General features: G+C 74.8%; 14 protein-coding genes. 2 read left to right on the top strand and 12 right to left on the bottom strand.

Going from position 1 to position 18,613, the window contains the following annotated elements:
- The first annotated feature begins 17 nt into the window (after positions 1-17).
- Positions 18-1,187: an NAD(P)/FAD-dependent oxidoreductase gene (locus tag OP18_RS45965; RefSeq protein WP_033366187.1), complete on the top strand. Its 1,170-nt coding sequence runs from the start codon at positions 18-20 to the stop codon at positions 1,185-1,187.
- 63 nt (positions 1,188-1,250) lie between these two features.
- Here OP18_RS45965 and OP18_RS45970 read toward each other — a convergent pair whose 3' ends face one another.
- The 7 genes from OP18_RS45970 to OP18_RS46000 form a co-directional block, all read right to left on the bottom strand.
- Positions 1,251-1,517: a hypothetical protein gene (locus tag OP18_RS45970; protein WP_033366190.1), complete on the bottom strand. Its 267-nt coding sequence runs from the start codon at positions 1,515-1,517 to the stop codon at positions 1,251-1,253.
- 140 nt (positions 1,518-1,657) lie between these two features.
- Positions 1,658-4,381 (bottom strand): FtsX-like permease family protein, encoded by a 2,724-nt coding sequence (locus OP18_RS45975; RefSeq protein WP_033366193.1) that lies wholly within the window; start codon positions 4,379-4,381, stop codon positions 1,658-1,660.
- A complete protein-coding gene (locus OP18_RS45980) occupies positions 4,378-7,572 on the bottom strand; it encodes an FtsX-like permease family protein (RefSeq protein ID WP_033366196.1) in 3,195 nt (1,064 codons plus the stop codon). The genes OP18_RS45975 and OP18_RS45980 overlap by 4 nt, the downstream gene beginning before the upstream one ends.
- Positions 7,573-7,743: 171 nt before the next feature.
- Complete coding sequence (locus OP18_RS45985; RefSeq protein WP_033366199.1) at positions 7,744-8,535, bottom strand: SDR family oxidoreductase; 792 nt, start codon at positions 8,533-8,535, stop codon at positions 7,744-7,746.
- Entirely contained in the window at positions 8,532-9,566 is a 1,035-nt protein-coding gene (locus OP18_RS45990; RefSeq protein WP_033366202.1) for a (R,R)-butanediol dehydrogenase, read from the bottom strand. The genes OP18_RS45985 and OP18_RS45990 overlap by 4 nt, the downstream gene beginning before the upstream one ends.
- The gene (locus tag OP18_RS45995; RefSeq protein ID WP_033366205.1) at positions 9,563-9,898 is read right to left on the bottom strand and encodes an L-rhamnose mutarotase; all 336 of its coding nucleotides are present in this window, start codon (positions 9,896-9,898) and stop codon (positions 9,563-9,565) included. The genes OP18_RS45990 and OP18_RS45995 overlap by 4 nt, the downstream gene beginning before the upstream one ends.
- Before the next feature lies 1 nt (position 9,899).
- Positions 9,900-10,910, bottom strand: a complete 1,011-nt coding sequence (locus OP18_RS46000) for an aldo/keto reductase (RefSeq protein ID WP_211273886.1) — start codon at positions 10,908-10,910, stop codon at positions 9,900-9,902.
- A 29-nt stretch (positions 10,911-10,939) separates the two neighbouring features.
- Between OP18_RS46000 and OP18_RS46005 the strand changes: the two genes are divergently transcribed.
- Positions 10,940-11,647, top strand: a complete 708-nt coding sequence (locus OP18_RS46005; protein ID WP_033366208.1) for a FadR/GntR family transcriptional regulator — start codon at positions 10,940-10,942, stop codon at positions 11,645-11,647.
- A gap of 25 nt (positions 11,648-11,672) precedes the next feature.
- Here OP18_RS46005 and OP18_RS46010 read toward each other — a convergent pair whose 3' ends face one another.
- From OP18_RS46010 to OP18_RS46030, 5 genes are all read right to left on the bottom strand, one after another.
- Positions 11,673-12,542, bottom strand: coding sequence for an amidohydrolase family protein (locus tag OP18_RS46010; RefSeq protein ID WP_033366239.1), 870 nt, complete (start codon positions 12,540-12,542; stop codon positions 11,673-11,675).
- A 32-nt stretch (positions 12,543-12,574) separates the two neighbouring features.
- Complete coding sequence (locus OP18_RS46015; protein ID WP_033366212.1) at positions 12,575-13,879, bottom strand: enolase C-terminal domain-like protein; 1,305 nt, start codon at positions 13,877-13,879, stop codon at positions 12,575-12,577.
- Between the two features lie 315 nt (positions 13,880-14,194).
- Complete coding sequence (locus OP18_RS46020; RefSeq protein ID WP_033366215.1) at positions 14,195-15,229, bottom strand: ABC transporter permease; 1,035 nt, start codon at positions 15,227-15,229, stop codon at positions 14,195-14,197.
- Positions 15,222-16,742, bottom strand: a complete 1,521-nt coding sequence (locus tag OP18_RS46025; RefSeq protein ID WP_245635765.1) for a sugar ABC transporter ATP-binding protein — start codon at positions 16,740-16,742, stop codon at positions 15,222-15,224. Before OP18_RS46025 ends, OP18_RS46020 begins: the two co-directional genes overlap by 8 nt.
- A gap of 14 nt (positions 16,743-16,756) precedes the next feature.
- Positions 16,757-17,827 (bottom strand): sugar ABC transporter substrate-binding protein, encoded by a 1,071-nt coding sequence (locus tag OP18_RS46030; RefSeq protein WP_245635766.1) that lies wholly within the window; start codon positions 17,825-17,827, stop codon positions 16,757-16,759.
- Positions 17,828-18,613: the final 786 nt, after the last annotated feature.

Consider the following 18,613-nt stretch of genomic DNA (forward strand, 5'->3'; position numbering starts at 1 on the left):
ACGACAGGAGCAGGGACATGCCGCACCGCATCATCGTTCTGGGCGCCGGGTACGCCGGTGCCATCGCCGCCGGCCGGCTCGCCAAGCGGCTGCGCCGCGAGGACGTCGCCATCACCCTGGTCAACGCCGAGCCGGACTTCGTCGAACGGGTCCGCATGCACCAGCTGGCCACCGGCCAGCCGCTCAAGCCCCGGCCGTTCAGCGCGATGTTCGCCGGCACCGGCGTCCAGCTGCGCATCGCCACGGTCACCGCCGTGGACGCCGACCGCCGGACCGTCACCGTCGACGGTGAGGAGCTCGGCTACGACACCCTCGTCTACGCGCTCGGCAGCCGCTGGAACCCCCAGGGCGTCCCCGGCACCGCCGAGCACGCCGACGAGCTCGCCAGCCGCCCCGGCGCGCTGCGGCTGCGCGACCGCCTGGCCCGCCTCGACGCCGGGCAGCCCGTGGTCGTCGTCGGCGGCGGCCTCACCGGGCTGGAGGCCGCGACCGAGATCGCCGAGGCGCGCCCGGACCTCAAGGTCGCCCTCGCCGCCCACGGCGCGCTCGGCGACTGGCTGTCCGACAAGGGCCGCGCGCACCTGTGGAAGGTCACCGCCCGGCTCGGGATCACCGTGCACGAGCACACCGCCGTCACCCGGGTCGAGCACGACGCCGTCGTCACCGCAGACGGCCGTACCATCGCCGCCGCGGTCACGGTGTGGACCGCCGGGTTCGCCGTCCACCCGATCGCGCGGGCCAGCGGTCTGGAGGTCACCGACACCGGCCGGATCGTCGTCGACGGCACCATGCGCTCGGTGTCCCATCCGCAGGTGTACGCCGTCGGCGACGCCGCCTTCGCCATGGGTGCCGGGGACAAGCCGCTGCGGATGTCGTGCGCGACCGGCACCCCGATGGCGTGGCAGGCCGCTGACGCGATCGCCGCGCGCCTGACCGGCGGGAAGCTGCCGAACACCCCGCTGCGCTACTTCAACCAGTGCATCTCGCTGGGGCGCAAGGAGGGGCTCATCCAGTACGTGACCGCCGACGACCGGGCCGTCTCCGCGGTCCTCACCGGCCGGCTCGCCGCGGTCTACAAGGAGCTGATCTGCAAGGGCGCGGCCTGGGGCGTCGCCAACCCGACCCTGGGCCTGCCCTCCCGCCGGCACCCCGTCACCGCCGAAGCCGCGGTCACCGCCGGCGCGTAGCCGGTCGCTGCCCGGCCGGGCCGCACCTGTGGCGGCCGACCGGGCTCGTCGCGCGGTACGACGTCACACGCCGACCTTGTCGTCGTACCGCGCGACGAGCCGGGCCGCGACCGCGTCCCGGTTCGACGGCCGGCCCTCGTCGGGGCTGTCGACGGTGTCGGACAGCGGCCACTGCCCGTCGATCCAGCCGGCCGCCTCCGACATCGTGCGCCACGTCGCGAGCGCCGCGACGACCCCGAGGACCTGCTCGCCCGGCACGACGTCACCGCCCCTGCTGCTGACCGGCCCGGACCACACCGCGCTGGTGCACGTCCACGCCGCGATCGCCATGAACACGACGGCCCGCTTCCGGCTGTGGCTGTGGCACCTGCTGGCCTGCGCCTGGCTGGTGTTCCGGGCCCGCGTCACCGGCGGCGAGGCGGCCCTGCCCGGCGCATAGCGCACCGCACCGGCCGAACGCCGGCGCGGGGTCAGCGTTCGCCGATGCGCAGCGCCGCCGCCAGCCGCCCGCGGCGGCGCCGTGCCGATTCGACGCCCACGCCGACGGCGACCGTCACCAGGAACAGCAGCGGCAGGCCACCGAGCAGGAGCCACGGCGGGGTCAGGACCGGATCGGTGGCCTGCCCGGTGACCCGCGGCAGCGACAGGGGTCGCAGCGTCGCGCCGGCGAGGAGCACGCCGAGCAGCGGGCCGGTCAGACCGGCGAACGCCACGGCCGGCAGCAGCTCCCCGGCCGCGACCCGGCCGGCGTCCCGCGGGCGCAGGCCGAGGGTACGCAGGCGGCTGATCGTCAGCCACCGCTGCGGCGCCTGCACCGCCGCGCCCAGCGCCAGCCCCAGCAGCCCGAGCGCCACCAGGGTGAGCACCGATGCCGCCGCGAGGTTCAGCAGGCCGGAGACCAGCGGGGCGCCGTGCAGGGACCGCACGACGCCGGTGCGCAGGACGGCGTGCCCGGCGCCGGCGCCGGCGGCGGCCCGTTCGGCGCCGGGGCCGCTCACCCAGATCGTGTTCGGTGCGACCGGCATCCCGGCGGCGGTGAGCGTCGCGGCGTCCACGAGCACGACGTCGCCGGGGCCACCGACCGTGGAGGCGGCACCGACCGCGGGGGCGGCACCGACCGCGACGAGCGGGATCGGCGGTTGGCCGGCCCGGCGCAGCTCCAGGCGCATCCCGGGGCGCAGGCTGCCGTCGGCCGAGCGCACCAGCGCGGGCACGGCATCCCCGGCCGGCGCCGCCAGCCGGCCCGCCGGCAACGTCCCCGGCAGCGGCGTGTCGGCGAGCATCCGGCCGTACCCGTCCGCGTCCACGGCCACCAGCCGCGTCGTGACGACGACCTCGGCGGTGGCGACCTGCACCGCGTCGCTGACCTGTGCGGTGACGACGTGCCGGACCCCGGGCGCGGCGGCGATCCGCCGGGCCGGTCCGTCGGCGGTCGCGGCACTGAAGTCGACGCCGGCGTCGGCGCCGAGGTCGAGGCGGGCGTCGGCGCCGACGGTCCGCCAGGCGGTGTCCCGGATGCCGGCCTCGACGGTGGCGCCGACGGTGAGCACGAACGACGCCAGTGCCGCGGCGGCGGCCAGCGTGACCACCGGCAGTCCGCGGCCGGCGGTGGACGCGGCACGCGCGACGCCGAACACGGCGACCGGGTGCCGGGAACGCAACGCCTGCCGCAACAGCAGGCGCGTGCCGGGCGGCAGCAGCCGCGCCAGCAGCAGCCCGCCGGCGAGCGCGCCGAGCGTAGGTGCGCTCGCCGGCAGCGCCGTGCCGCCCCCGGGGTCGACGCCGCGCTGCCGCAACGCGACGAAGGCGGCCGCCGCGACCGTCAGGACCGTGCCCTCCAGGACCAGGCGGCGCAGGTGACCCGTGGACGCGGTGAACTGCCCGGCGGCACGGTTCGCCGGCGCGGGCCGGTCGTCGGTGGCCCGGCCCGCGGCGCGGACGCCGAGGACCGGCGGGCCGACGGCCGCGGCGAGGACCACCGGCACCGTCCACGCCCAGGCGACGGCGGGCCCGACCGCCCGGGCGGCGGCCAGCCCGGCCGCGGCGGCCACGGCCGCCGTCACCGCGGACTCCAGCAGCAGCTCGGCGCCGAGGGCCGGCAGGGCCGCGCCGCGGTGCCGGGCGAGGACCAGCGCCGGCACCCGCCGGCTCACCAGCAGGTCCGCGACGAGCGTCAGCACCAGGACCGCGACGGCGACGACGCCGGTCAGCAGGACCGACATCTGCACGGACGCGGCCTCGATGTCCCCGGCGACGTCGTGCAGCACGGTGTCGAGCCGGGTGTTCCACGCCAGCCGGGTGCCGGGCGCGCTGGGGGCGGCCGAGCCCGCCTCGAGGGCGACCGCGGCGGCGCCGACCGTGTGCCCGACGTCCAGGGTGAACGCCTCGGGGCGCGGCGCGAGCGTCACCGTGGGCCGCAGCTCGTCGGCGTCGAAGGCGAGGCGGGCGTCGGGCAGGGAGTCGCGCGACAGCAGGCCACCGAGCCGGACGGTCCGCGTCCGGTCGGTGCCCGGGTCCGGCTCCAGCAGCCACGGCGCCGGCCGCCACCGGGGGTCGGCGCGGTCCGTGGCGCGGAAGACCCCGCTGACCTCGACGAGCTTCGGCGCGCCCCGCTCGTCCGTCAGGGGGATCCGGTCCCCGGGCCGCACGCCCAGCGCGGCGGCGGTCGACTCGGACACCCCGACGCGCACCAGCCACGCCGTCTGGTACGGGACCTCGGCGTCGCCCTGCGCCGCGACGGCGGGCCCTGGTGCGCCGCCGGCCAGCCAGGTGACCGCGGGTTCGCCGCCGGCGGTCAGGTACGCCATCCGGAACGTGCGCGCCCGGTCCTCCCGCACGACCCTCAGCGTGGGGCTGACGACCGACGCGACGGGTGGCGCCAGCACCGCGCGCAGTGCCGGCTCGAGCTCGCCGAGCGCCCGCAGCCGGAGCACGTCGACGTCATCGGCGAGACCGGGCGCGCGGAAGCGGCCCTTCGGCCCGGCGTCGGGCTCCCAGCGCGTGGTCGCGGTGACGTCGGCGTCGTCGCCGGCGCGCAGCACCGCGTCCCGGACGGCGTCGTCGGCGATGCCGGCCAGCAGGACCGGCGCCGCACCGGCCAGCGCGGTGACCAGCGCGACGACGGCCGCGCACAGCAGCAGCGCGCCGCGGTCGGCGCGGGCCCGGCCGCGGACGCTGGGCCAGTGCGGCCTCATGACGGCACCCGCAGGTCGGTGGTGTCGACCGGCCGGGTGCCGATCACGACCCCGGCGGTGACCAGGCAGCCGGCCAGGAGCAGGGCGAACGCCAGCGTCTCGGCGGGCCACGGCCACTGCGCGACGGCGCTCGGGTCGGGCGGGGCGCCGGTGTCGGCGCGCATGAGCAGCGGCGCGAGGACCGCGGTGGCGAGCGCGCCGACGGCGGCCCCGGCCACGCAGACGGGCGCGAGCAGCAGGACGTGCTGGCCGAGCAGCATGGTCCGGATCTGCCGCCGGGTCATGCCCAGGCCGCGCAGCCGGGCGGCCTGCCGCGCGTGGGCCTGCAGGTCGTGCGTGACGTGCAGCGCCACACCGGTGAACAGCAGCAGCGCGGCGGCCGGCACGAGCAGCCGCAGCGCGGCGGGCAGGCCGGCGGACAGCGGTCCGGCGGTGCGCCGGGCGGTCTCGGCGGCGCGGGTGGTGACGGTGCCCAGGTGCAGTGCCGCCGCCCCGGCCGCGGCGTCGGCGCGGGCCGGATCCCCGACCCACCACGCGTCCACCGGGGGTGCCAGGTCGCCGTGCACGACGAGCGCGCGGGACAGGGTGTCCAGGTCGGCGAGCAGCGCCGCGGCGCCGGGCGCCGACGGGACGGCGGGCAGCACGCCGGCGACGGTGACCGGGACGGAGGTGTCGCCGACGGTCAGGTCCAGCTGGGTGCCGGGTACGGCGTCCAGGGCGCTCGCCAGGTCGTCGGAGACCGCGACCGGCACGGCTCCAGGGTCGGCGAAGGCGGTGGCGACGACCTCGCGGGTGGCCTGCGGCGGGCCGCCGGGCGGCAGGGTCGCCGCCAGCCGTACCAGCGTGGCGGCGCCGGTCGCGGTCACCGTCACCTCGGGGGCGGTGACCTGATCCGGTGCCGAGCGGGCGACGCCCGCGGTCCAGGTGCCGTCGGCGGTGCCGTCGCCGGCCTCGGCGCCGCCGCCGGTCGCGGGGACGGCCAGGTCGACGGTGACGCGGTCGGCCTCCTCCCCTGCCGCGCCGTCCGGTCCGCCGGCCAGCGACAGCAGCACCGCGACGAGGCGCAGCGGCCGGGTCGCCACGCAGGGCGTCAGCGGGTACGGCCGGCCGTCGAGCGGGACCGGCCCGCCGGGGCAGGCCGTCCGCAGGCCGGTGGCGTCCTGCAGGAGCAGCTTCGGGGTCGCGGTCGTCGCGCCGGCGCCGCCCGCCGTGCCGGTCACCGTCACCGTGGCGCCGGCCGGGACCGCGACGCCGAGGGCCGGGGCCGGCGGGGCCAGCGCGGCGGTGGCCGCTGCCCAGCCACCGGCGCTCGGCGGGCGCCCACGCAGCAGGTCACCGGCGCGCGTGGTGTCCACGGCGACCAGCCGGGCCGCGTCGCCGCCGCCGAGCCACTGCCCGACGGCGACGCTGCGGTCGGTGGCCGGGCTGACCGTCCCGCCGGTGGCCGTGCGCACCGCCGCGCCGTCACCGGGCGAGGGTGCCGCGTCGAGGGTCAGCGCGAGGTCGGTGCCGACGGCCAGGTCGGCCTGGTCGCGCTGCGAACGGTCCCAGGTGGCGTCGAGGGCGACCCCGAACGTCGTCGCCGCGCACGCCAGGGCGATCAGCAGGCCGGCGGCGGTGGCCTGCGGCCGCCGGGCGGCACCGGAGGCGGCCATCGGCCAGGTGAGCCCGGCGGACCGGCCGGCGAGCCGGTCCACCATGGACAGTGCCGGTCGTTGCAGGCGCAGCGCCAGCAGCCCGCCCGCGATCAGCAGCAGGGCCGGCACGAGCGTGCGTACCGTGTCGGCGGCGAGCACCGGCTCGGCGCGCACCTGCCACCAGCCGGCGGCGGCCAGCAGCACCACGGCCAGGTCACCGCCGGAGTGCGCCAGTGCGGCCCGCCGGCCGCGCGGGCGGGCACGCGACGGGTCACCCGCGGCGAGCCCGGTGAGCAGCACGACGAGCGCGGCGGCGGCCGTGGACACGGCGAGGAGCTGGCCGCCGGTGAGGCGGGGCGATGTGGCGAGCCCGGCTGCGGCCGGCGCCGGCAGGTGCGTGATGCCGGCGTGCAGCAGGGACGACGCCGGCAGGGCGACCGCGGCGGCGAGGACGGCGAGCACGGCGGCCTCGGCGGCGGCGGTCAGGGCGAGTCGCCGGCGGCTGGCGCCCATGGCGGACAGCAGCGCCGCCTCCCCGGCGCGCACGTCGGCGGTGAGCCGGCCGGCCAGGACGAGCGTGGCCACGGTCAGGACGCCGCCGAGCACGGCGACGGCCAGCACCAGCGCGTCGGTGACCTGCTGGTGCCGGCGGGCGGTGGCCAGCGTCGCGGGCAGTGCGGAGGCGACCCGTTCGCTCTTCACCCGGCCCTCGAGGATCCGGGCCAGCCTGCGGTCGGCGCCGCCGACGGCCCGGGCGACGCCGGCGAGGTCGTCGTGCCGGGCGGCGGACAGGTCCGGGCGGGCGACGAGCTCCATCCGGCTGAGGGTCGAGCCGCTGGTGAGCAGGTCGGCGAAGTCCACGATGAACGGGCCGAACGCTCCGGACGGCTGGTTCGCGGTGCCTTCGTCGTAGGTGAGGTCGACGCCGGCGCCGCCGAGCAGGTCCCGCTGCCAGCCGGTGCCGGGCAGCGGCCGGGCGACGCCGACGACGAGCACGTCGACGGCCGCGGCGCCATCGGCGACCAGTTCGGCGCCCAGGTGTACGGGGCTGCCGGCGGCGAGTCCGAGGCTCCGCGCCGTCGCCTCGAGCACGACGGCCTCCAGCGGTGCGGGCGGTCCGGCGGTCTGCGGTGCCCGCCGCGGCCAGCGGCCGGACGTCAGGGCGGCGCGGTCCGCCGGCCGTTCGATCCCCGACAGGTACGCCACCGCCGGCGTCCCGGCCGCGCCGGCCGGGGTGTCCGGCAGGGTCCGCATCGCCGAGGTGGCCTGCCCGGCCGTGGTGACGGGCAGCGGCGCCACCGTCGAGGTCAGCAGGGCACGCGTGTCCGCGGCGACCGACGCCGCTTCATGACCGGCGACGGTGGCGGTGTACGCGGTGACCTCCACGTCCCCGGGTGCGGCCCGGGCGGCGGCGACCTCCAGCGCCCGGCCGCCGGTCTCGGTCACCAGCAGGGCGCACACGCCCAGCAGCGTCCCGCCGACGGCCACGACGCTCAGCAGCGCGGCCAGGAACCGCCACTGGACCCGGGCCCGGCGGGCCGCGAACCTCAGCACGGGCCGGACCCGGGCACCGGCGGGAGGGTCCAGGACATCATTTCCCCGGCGTGTGGCGGACTCGGCGGGCGCAGGCGTGTGAACGCTAACATCGCTCGATTCCCTCCACAAGACCGCAGCCGCCGCCCGGCCGCGCCCGGGCGGCGCGGCCGGGCGGCACGCCAGAGACCGTCAGCGGGCGAGCCAGCCGCCGTCGATCGGCAGGACCGCGCCGTGCACGTAGCGCGCGGCGTCCGACGCCAGGAACACGGTGGCGCCGGCCAGGTCGTCCGGCCGCCCCCACCGGCCGGCGGGGATCCGTTCGAGGATGGCCCTGTTGCGCTCGGGCTGGTCCTGCAGCGCCTGCGTGTTGTCGGTGGCGATGTAGCCGGGCGCGATCGCGTTGACGTTGACCCCGTGCCGGGCCCATTCGTTGGCCAGCGCCCGGGTGAGACCGGCGATCCCCGACTTGGCGGCGGCATAGCCGGGGACCGTGACCCCGCCCTGGAAGCTCAGCATCGACGCGGTGAAGATGACCTTCCCGCTGCCCCGGCGCACCATCTGCCGGCCGATCTCGCGGGCGAGCACGAACTGCGCGGACAGGTTCACCTCGAGCACGTGGTCCCAGTCCTCGTCGCTGTGCGCCTCGGCCGGGGCCCGCCGGATCGTCCCGGCGTTGTTGACGAGGATGTCGACGGGCCGGTCCTGCCCGTTCAGCCAGGCCGCCAGCTCGCGCACCGCGCCGCGGTCGGACAGGTCCACCCGGCGCGGCACGAACGTGCGGCCGTGCGCCTCGACGCGTTTGGCGACCTCGCTGCCGGTGTCCTCCAGCGACGCGCTGACGCCGATGATGTCGGCGCCCGCCGCCGCCAGGGCCTCCGCCATGGCCAGGCCGATGCCGCGGCGGCAACCGGTCACCACGGCCAGCCTCCCGCTCAGGTCGAACGGGTTGCCGGCGGCCGGTGCCGGGTCCAGCGGGCTCATCCCTCGCCTCCCCCGCCGCCGCAGGCGACGAGCACCTTGACGTCGCCGCCGGCCTCGAGGGCCCCGAAGGCCTGGGCCACGTCGTCGAGCGGCACGACGCGGGAGATCAGCCGGTCGGCCGGCACCTGCCTGCCGTGCACCAGCCGGACGGCTTCGTCGTAGTCGTCGCGCTGGTACACCCGCACCCCGATCATCTCCAGTTCCCGCCAGAAGAAGCGGTGCAGGTCGACCTCGCGCGGCGCCGGGTGGATCGCCACCATCACCAGCCGCCCCCGCACGGCGAGCAGGTCCGTGGCCAGGCGGACCCCGGCGGCCGAGCCGGACACCTCGAAGACCACGGCGGCACCGGCGTCACCGGTCTGCTGCCGTACGTGCGCCGCGACGTCGACCGCCGCGGGGTCCACGGTCGCCAGTCCCAGCTGCGCGGCGACGGCGCGGCGGTGCGCGTCGAGCTCCAGGACGGTGACGGTGGCGCCGGTGCTCTGGGCGACCTTGGCGATGAGCAGCCCGACCGGGCCGGCGCCGATGACGACGGCGTGCTCACCCGCGGTGAGCCGGGACCGGCGTACGTCGTGGACGGCGACCGCGGTCGGCTCGATCAGCGCCGCCTGGTCCAGCGGCAGGTCCCGCGGGAGCGGCACGAGGATCCGGGCCGGCACGGTCCAGCTGCTCTGCATGGAGCCGGTGGAGTCGATGCCGACGAAGTTGAGCCGGTGGCAGATGTGGGTGTGCCCGGCCTGGCAGGCGGGGCACTGCCCACACCAGTCCAGCGGCATGACCGTCACCGGGTCGCCGACGGCGTGGCCTTCGACGCCGGGGCCGATCTCGGCGATCCGGCCGGACATCTCGTGCCCGATCACCGCCGGCATGCTCACCCGGTGGTCCATGGCGCCGTGCATGATGTGCAGGTCGGTGCCGCAGATGCCGGTGTACGCCACGTCGATGCGGACCTGGCCGGGGCCGGGCGGTGCGGGCTCGGTGTCGCCGACGACGAAGGTCCGGTCGCCGACGTATCGCGCGCTGCGGGTCATGGGGTCTCCTCGGTCAGGTGCCACACCTCACGCATCGGCGCCCACCAGTCCCCCGACCCCGGCTCGGCGAGCGACTCCTGGCACGGGGCGGTGAGCTCCCACCATTGCCGGGTCTGCGGGTCGGCGGCGATGCGGGCCTGGTCGGCGGCGTGGTCGGCCCCGACGTACTCGTAGTATCCGAACAGCAGGTCGTCGTGCAGGAAGATCGTGTAGTTGCGGATGTTCGCCTCGCGCAGCGTCTGTTCGACGCCGGGCCAGACGGCGGCGTGCAGCCGCAGGTACTCCTCGCGTTGTTCCGGCCGCAACCGGATCACGGTGCCGTGGCGTCGCATCTCATGCCTTCCCGACGGGGGTGTCGTGCCGCTGCCGGCCGCTGGGCCAGGCGTGGCCCAGCACCGGCCGCAGGACGTGTTCGAGGTCGCGGACCAGCTCGGGGTCCACCGGTGTGCTCGCCCACCGCACGTTGCGGGCCATGTCGTGCGGGTCGGCCGTGCCGACGAACGTGGTGGCGAACTGCGCCGGCTCGGCGGCGAAGCGCAGCGCGACCCGCGCGATGTCGAGGCCGCGCTCGTCGCACAGGCGGACCGCGTCGGCGGCGGCCTGCCGCACCGCGGGCGGCGCCGGGTGCCAGGGGGGCGCGCCGCGCCGGGACAGCAACCCCATCGCCAGCGGGGAGGCGTTCATCACCGCGACGCCCCGCGCGGCGAGCTGCGGCGCGGCGTCGGCGAGGGCGCGGTCGAGCAGCGTGTACCGGCAGTAGGACAGCACGGTGTCGATCGGCACGGCGCGCGCGACGTGGGTCAGGGCGGTCACCGGGTAGGCGGTGACGCCGAGGTGCCGAACCTTGCCCGCGTCGCGCAGGGCGGCCAGGGCGGGCAGGGTCTCCTCGACGATCTGGTCGAGGTCGCCGAACTCGATGTCGTGGCACTGGATGAGGTCGAGGTGGTCGGTGCCGAGCCGGGCGAGGCTCTCCTCGACGCTGGCGACCACCCGGGCGGCGGAGAAGTCGAAGCTGTCCTCGCCGTACCGGCCCACCTTGGTGGCCAGCACGTAACTGTCGCGGTCGACGCCGCGCAGCGCCCGGCCGAGCACGGTCTCGGCGGCCGTGGCGCCGTAGTAGGGCGACACGTCGATGATGTTGACGCCCAGGTCGAGTGCGGTGCGCACGGCCCTGATGCCGGCCTGTTCGTCGATGGGCGCGTACACGCCGCCGAGCGGTGAGGCGCCGTAGCCGAGCATCGACACGGTGAGACCGGTGCGGCCGAGCGGGCGGTACTCCACGAGATGCCGGTCCTTCCCGCCGTCCTGGTCCCGCGGCGACGCGAGCGGGACCCCCGACGGCACGAAACATCTGATGTATCTACAGTGAACGGGTGGCGCTGACCGACGAAGCAATCACCAAGATCCGCGGCATGATCCAGAGCGGCGAGCTGCCGCCGGGGTCGCGGCTGCCACCGGAGCAGCAGCTGGCCGCGCAGATGGGGCTGTCGCGCAGCGGGGTACGGGAGGCGGTGAAGGTCCTCGAGTCGGCCCGGGTCCTGGACGTGCGCCGCGGCGACGGCACCTACGTCACCAGCCTCGCGCCCCGGCTGCTGCTGGAAGGGCTCGGCGTCGCGGTCGAGCTGCTGCGCGACGACACGCTGCTGGAGGTCATGGAGGTGCGCCGGATGCTGGAGCCGGTCGCCACCGGCGTCGCGGCGCTGCGCATGTCCGACGACGACCTTGACCGGCTGGCCGCGCTGCTGGACGACATGCGGGCCGCGGCCGACGACGCCGAGCGGCTCATCGGCTACGACACGGCGTTCCACCGTACCGTCGTCGCGGCCACCGGCAACGAGACGCTCACGTCGCTGCTGGACGGCCTGTCGAGCCGGACCCTGCGGGCCAGGGTGTGGCGCGGCCTGATCGAGGGCAACTCCGCGCACACGACGATCGAGGAGCATCACGCCATCTACCTGGCGCTGCGCTCGCGGGACCAGCTGCTCGCCCACGCCAGCGCCCTGCTGCACGTCAACACCTCCGAGGCGTGGCTGCGCGCGGTGCTGGCCGCACCGGACGGGCAGGGCGACGGCGGCGCGTGACGCGGCCCGCGCGAGGCCACCAGGCTCACGCCGGCGGGCGGCGGGCATCGTCGGCCAGGCCGTAGGTCCGCGTCGCGGTGCCCGCGAAGATCTCCCGCAGCTGCGGCGGCGACAGCGGCGGCAGCGCTTCCCGCAGCGCCGCGAGGACCGCCGGATAGTCCGCGGCGAGCAGGCACACCGGCCAGTCCGAGCCGAACATCAGACGATCGGGCCCGAACGCGTCCACCGCCACCGCGACGAACGGCCGCAGCGCGTCACAGGACCAGTCAGGGCCCGCCTCGGTGACCATCCCGGACAGCTTGCAGGTGACGTTCGGGTTGGCCGCCAGCGCGGTGAACGGCTCGCGCCACCGCCGCAGCCCCTCCTCACCCTCGTCGATGCGCGGCTTGCCGAGGTGGTCGAGCACGAAGCGCAGCTGCGGCACGGCCCGGGCCGCGCGGGCCGCGGACGGAAGCTGGTCGGCCCGGATCACCAGGTCGAAGACCAGGCCCGCCGCGCCGATCTCGGCGAGCCCGCGCCGCACCTCGGGCCGGTCGAGGTAGTCGGGGTCCGCCTCACCCTGGACCTGGGCGCGCAGCCCGACCAGCAGGTCGCCGCCGCGCAGGCCGCGGTAGCGCTCGATGGTCGCCGGCACGTCGGGCGCCGCGACGTCGATCCACGCCACGACGCCCGCGATGGCCGGCGTGTCGGCGGCGTGGCCGAGGAAGTCGGCCGCCTCGTCGGTGTGGCACCGGCCGCCCTCGACCAGCACCGTGCGGTCGACGCCGGCCGCGGCCAGCTCAGCGGTCAGGTCCGCGGGGGTGAACGGCCGGCGGATCGCGTCGAGCCCGGGCTCGTCGAGCCACTGGTAGCCGCGTTCGGGCTGCCACAGGTGGTGATGCGCGTCGATGATCATGAGGGCTCCCTCCCGGGTACGGGTGCTGGTGCTCAGGCGGCCGTGGAGACCGGCTCGTCCGCCGTGGCGGCCCATTCGGGACCGTCCGGGAACTGGAAGGCGGCCAGCGACTCCGGCACGATCTGCGCGCTCATGCCCGGTGCGGTGGGCGCCAGATACCGGCCGGCGCGGATGCGCACCGGGTCGACGAAGTGCTCGTGCAGGTGGTCGACGTACTCGATGGCGCGGTCCTCGGTGCTGCCGCTGACCGCGACGTAGTCGAACATCGCCAGGTGCTGCACCAGCTCGCACAGCCCGACACCGCCGGCGTGGGGGCAGACCGGCACGCCGAACTTGGCGGCCAGCAGCAGGATCGCGAGGTTCTCGTTGACGCCGCCGACCCGGCACGCGTCGATCTGCACGATGTCGACGGCGCCGGCCTGCAGCAGCTGTTTGAACATCACCGCATTGTGGACGTGCTCGCCGGTGGCGACCTTGATCGGCGCGAGCGCCCGGCGGACCGCGGCGTGCCCGAGGATGTCGTCGGGCGAGGTCGGCTCCTCGATCCAGTACGGGTCGAACGAGCTGAGCTGCCGCATCCACTCGATGGCGTCCGGCACGCCCCAGATCTGGTTGGCGTCCACGGCGATGCGGATGTCCGGGCCCACGGCCTGCCGGGCGATGCCCATCCGGCGCACGTCGTCGGCGAGGTCGCCGCCGACCTTGAGCTTGATCAGCTCGTAGCCGGCGGTGACCGCCTCGCCGCACAGCCGGGCGAGCTTCTCGTCGTCGTAGCCGAGCCAGCCGGGGGTGGTGGTGTAGGCGGGGTAGCCGTGCCGTAGCAGGTGCTCCTCCCGCTGCGCCCGCCCGGCGGCGCCGGCCCGCAGCAGCCCGAGGGCGTCGTCCTCGGTGAGCGCGTCGCGCAGGTAGCGGAAGTCGATCTGGGCGACCAGCTGCTCCGGCGTAAGGTCGGCCAGCAGCTTCCACAACGGTTTGCCGGCCCGTCGGGCGGCCAGGTCCCACACGGCGTTGACGATCCCGCCGGCGGCCATGTGCACGACCCCCTTCTCCGGCCCCAGCCAGCGGATCTGGCTGTCGCCGATGAGCCGCCGGGCGAGCGCACCCGGATCGGCCAGCAGCTCCTCGACGGGTTGACCGATCACCATCCCGGCGAGCGAGCGCATCGCCGCGACCTCGATCTCGGTGCCGCGCCCGACGGTGAACACGAAGCCGTGGCCCTCCGCGCCCGCGCTGGTACGCAGCACCACGTAAGCGGCGGAGTAGTCCGGGAACGGGTTCATCGCGTCGGACCCGTCCCGGTGCCGGGACGTGGGGAACCGGACGTCGATGGTGTCCATGGACAGGATGCGCTCAGTCACCGTGGCTCCTGGAGGGTTGTGGCACCGCGCTGCGGCACCCGGCAGGGAACGTTCGAAGGATGCGATGGCGGGAGCGGACAGCCCACCCAAACATCTGATGTATTTTCTAGCTGAGTTGCCAATCGAAGTCCACTCCCCCGGCCGAACTGCCGAAACTGACAATGTCGAGCCGACGCATGCGCCGACCGCCGGAGAGACATGCGATGTTTGTCGGATCCGCACCGCCGGGGGCGGTGAACGGCGGGAGGCGGCACGGGCATGGCGGACGGGTCGCGGCCGCCATGTCCGTGGGGGTCAGGTCTGCGCCCGGCCGCCGGTGATGCGGGAGACCACCAGCGCCACGAGGATCACGGCGCCGTTGAGGAAGTTGGTCCATTGCGCCGGTACCCCGGCCAGCGTGAGCACGTTGATGATCATGAACAGCAGCAGGACGCCGGTGAAGGCGCCGAACACCGTTCCCTTGCCACCGTTGAGGCTCACGCCACCGATGACCGCCGCCGCGAAGACCTGGAAGATGGCCCCGCTGCCCTGCGCGGCGGGCACCGCCGCCAGCCGGCCGCTCATCAGCAGACCGGCCAGGGCCGCCAGCACGCTGGCCACGACGAGCGTGACCCACAGGATCCGGTCGGTGCGGATGCCGGCCGCGCGGGCCGCGTCGACGTTGCCGCCGATCGCGTACAGCGCTCGGCCGGCCCGCGTGTAGCCGAGCACCACGATGCCGACCGCGAACGCCAGCAGGGAGATCCAGACCGACGCCGGCACGCCGAGCCACGTGGTGGAGCCCAGGTAGGTCATCGAGGAGGGCAGGGCGAAGAAGGTCTTGCCGCCGGAGATGCCGGTCAGCAGCCCGCGCAGCACGATGAGCATGCCGAGGGTGACGATGAACCCGTTGAGGCCGAAGCGGACGATGAGCAGCCCGTTGAAGGCGCCCACCAGCGCGCCGACCAGCAGCACGACCGGCACGGCCAGGGCCGGCGGCAGCACGTGGACGCCGAGCCCGTGGGTGACCGCCGGGTCGATGATCAGCCAGGCCGCGATGCCGGGGGCGAGCCCGAACGTCGACTCCAGCGACAGGTCCATCTTGCCGGTGATCAGCACCATGGTCTGGGCCAGCACGAGCACGGAGATCTCCGACATGCTCTGCAGCACGTTGATGATGTTGTCCGACTGCAGGAAGACCGGGTTGACGAGGTAGCCGACGACCGCGACGGCGATGATCGCCGGGACCAGCGCCAGGTCGCGCAGGCGGGCGATGGCGAGGGCCCGGCGCCGGTCGGGCGGCGGCGCCGTCGACGGCGCCGCGGCGTTCTTGGACAGCGTGTCAGACATGGTCGAGATCGACCCCTTCCATGGCGGCTACCAGTTCGTTGTCGCTCCAGCCGTGCGGCTTCTCGGCGACCACCCGGCCCTGGAACATCACCAGGAGCCGGTCGCAGATGCGCAGGTCGTCGAGCTCGTCGGAGACGACGAGCACGGTGGTGCCGCGCCCGCGCACCTCCTCCACGACGCCGAGGAGGGTCTGCTTGGAGCGCACGTCGACACCGGCGGTCGGCGTGATCAGCACGAGCAGCTTGGGGTCACTGGCCAGGGCCCGGCCCATGACGACCTTCTGCTGGTTGCCCCCGGACAGCTCGGCCACCGGCACGTGCGGACCGGAGGCCTTGATCGCGAGGTCGGCGATCGTCCGGTCGGCGAACGCGTCCCGCCTCGCCGGGGAGATGAGCCCGTTGCGCCCGATGCGGTGCGGGACGGTCATCGTGACGTTCTCCCCGATCGACAGCTGCGGCACCAGACCCTCCCGGTGCCGGTCCTGCGGCACGAGGCCGACACCGGCGTCCAGGGCGTCCGGCACGCTGCCCGGGCGCAGCACGCGGCCGTCGACCGTCACCGTCCCGCCCGCGGGGCGGGCCAGCCCGACGATCGCCTCGGCGACCTCGACCTTGCCGCTGCCACCGCCGCCGGCGATGCCGACGACCTCGCCGGCCCGCGCCTGCATGGACAGCGTCGCACCGCTGTGCGTGCGCAGCTCCCGCACCGTCAGCAGCACCGGCGCGTCGTCCGCCGGGGCGGCGTGCACCGTGTCGGGCATGGTCACGTCCTCGCCGGTCATCGCGGTGACCAGCGCTTGGCGGCTGACGTCGGCCACCGGTGCGGTGAGGATGTGCCGGGCGTCGCGGAAGACGGTCACCTGATCGCAGATCTCGTAGATCTCCTGCAGGTGGTGGCTGATGAACAGGAACGTGACGCCCTGCGCGCGCAGCGCGCGGATCCGCTCGAACAGCCGGCTGATCCCGGCGGCGTCCAGCTGCGCGGTCGGCTCGTCCAGGATGATGAACCGCGCACCGAACGACAGCGCCCGGGCGATCTCCACGAACTGCCGCTGCTCCACCGACAGCGACGAGGCGGGCCGGCGCACGTCGACGTCGACCGCCCACTCGGCGAGCAGCTGCTCGGCCTGCCGGCGCAGCTGCGGCCAGCGGATCAGCCGGTCCCGGCCGCGGGCGTGCCGGTTGAGGAAGAGGTTCTCCGCCACCGTCAGGTCGGGGATGATCGTCGACTTCTGGTAGACGCAGGCCACCCGCTGCCGCCAGGCGTCCCGGTCGCCCAGCGGCGGCGCCGGGGTGCCGTCGAACATGACGGCGCCGGCGTCGGGCGCCTGCAGGCCGGTGAGGATGCCGACGAGCGTCGACTTGCCGGCGCCGTTGCGGCCGACGAGGGCGTGCGTCTCGCCCTGCCGTACGACGATGCCGGCGTCGGACAGCGCGACGGTCGGGCCGAAGCGTTTCGTGATGTGCGTGGCCTCGGCGACGGGCCGGTCGTGATCGACCGGCCCGTCGGTCAAGCCGTGGATGGAGCTCATACGTTGTTGCCCCAGAGGGACTTGTCGTCGGACTTCACCGTGGGCTGTCCGCCGACGGCGGCGCCGTCCTTGGTGACCAGGGGTGCGGCGAGCTGGTCCTCGAGCAGGCCGTCGCGGACCTGGATGATCGTGCTGCCGTGGTCGGTCGGGCCGGGCTGGAACGTCTTGCCGTCGATCGCCGCCTTCGCGTAGTACAGGCCGTACTTGGCGTACAGGTCGGCCGGCTGGCTCACGGTGGCGTCGATGAGGCCGTCGCCGATGTTCTTGAGCTCCTCGGGGATGCCGTCGTTGGACACGATGAAGACGTGCTTGGGGTCCGACGGCGGGACCTGCAGGCCCTTCTGCTTGAGGATCTGCAGCGTGCCGGACAGCGCGAAGGACGACTGCATGTAGACGCCCTTGATGTCCGGGTCGGACGCGAAGCGGGTCTGCAGCTTCGCCGCGGCGACGTCGGCCTTCCAGTCGGTGGCCTCGCCGAAGACGGTGATGCCCGGGAAGTCCTTCTTCATGCACTCGTTGAAGGCCTCGGTGCGGTCCCGGCCGTTGATCGAGGCGAGGTCGCCCTGCAGCATGACGACCTTGCCCTTGCCGCCGAGCTTCGCGCCGAGGAACTGGCAGGCCTTGGTGCCGTAGGCACGGTTGTCGGCGCGGACCACCATGAACACCTTGCCGGTGTCCGGCCTGGTGTCGATGGTGACGACGGGGATCTTCTTCGACTCGAGCTGACCCAGGGTCGGTGCGATCGCGGCGGTGTCCTGCGGCGCCATCACCACACCCTTCACGCCCTGGCTGATGAATGTCTGGGCGTTGGAGATGAGGTTCGCGATGTCGTTCTGGGAGTTGGTCGTCTTGAGACTGACGCCGAGCTCCTTGGAGAACTGCGGCACGTACTTGATGTACGAGTTCCAGAAATCGGTGTCCGAACGCGGGTAGTCCACACCGATCAACGGCGTCGAATCACCGGTCGCGCCTGGACCCGTCGAAGAATCATCACTACAGCCCGTGGTGAACATGGCTGCGCCGAGCGTCATGGCCAGCCCGAAGCCGACCAGTGCTTTACGGTTCACCGGTTTCCTTCCATCGTGCGGCTCGAATGAGCGCGCAACCGCACAGCGACGCGGGACACGTCGGGTCCGCCGCGCCGTCCATGCGGCGGGCGTGATCCGGAGGGCGGGTGTGTCGTCGTGGTGTGGTGCGCGGGGGTGTGTGCGGGCACGTACGGCGGCTCACGTCAATCACCGTCATACATCAGATGTATTTATAGACCAGGCTGTGCGGACTGTCTACAGGTGCCGCCGATGCCCTGTTCATCGCCCTTGCAGGGCCGAGGATGCGGCCAGTACATCAGATGTCTCGGCGGCGGTGTCGCCTCCGCGGACCCTCCCGCCGGGCGGTCGCGGCGGCCGGACGGTCGCACCGGAGCCCCTTTGGCCACGCGCACGGAAAACCGCAACGCGTCGCGGAAAAAGCGTTACGCGCACCACCCCCGTACAGTCATCGGATCACGGTTGCGTGGCGTGTCGCCGCGGAGCCTTGACGGACGCGCCGAGCAGCGTCAACACTTCCGGAACCAGGCGCGATGATCTTTGCGGATGTGGTCGGCACCGCTGGATGTTAGCGCTCACGCATCGCGGTCGAAACACCCCGCTTGCCCGCGAGATGAAGGGAAAGACCCAGTGCTGAAGAAGTGGTCCGCGGCCGTGCTCGGCGGTCTGTTGGTGGTCGGCGCGCTCAGCGCCTGCGGCGGCGAGAGTGAGGACGCCGGTAGCGGTAAGAAGGACGACGGCAAGATCACGATGGGCTTCGCGCAGGTCGGCGCGGAGAGTGGCTGGCGTACCGCGAACACCAAGTCG

It is taken from the genome of Dactylosporangium aurantiacum, from assembly GCF_000716715.1.
Lineage (GTDB): Bacteria > Actinomycetota > Actinomycetes > Mycobacteriales > Micromonosporaceae > Dactylosporangium > Dactylosporangium aurantiacum.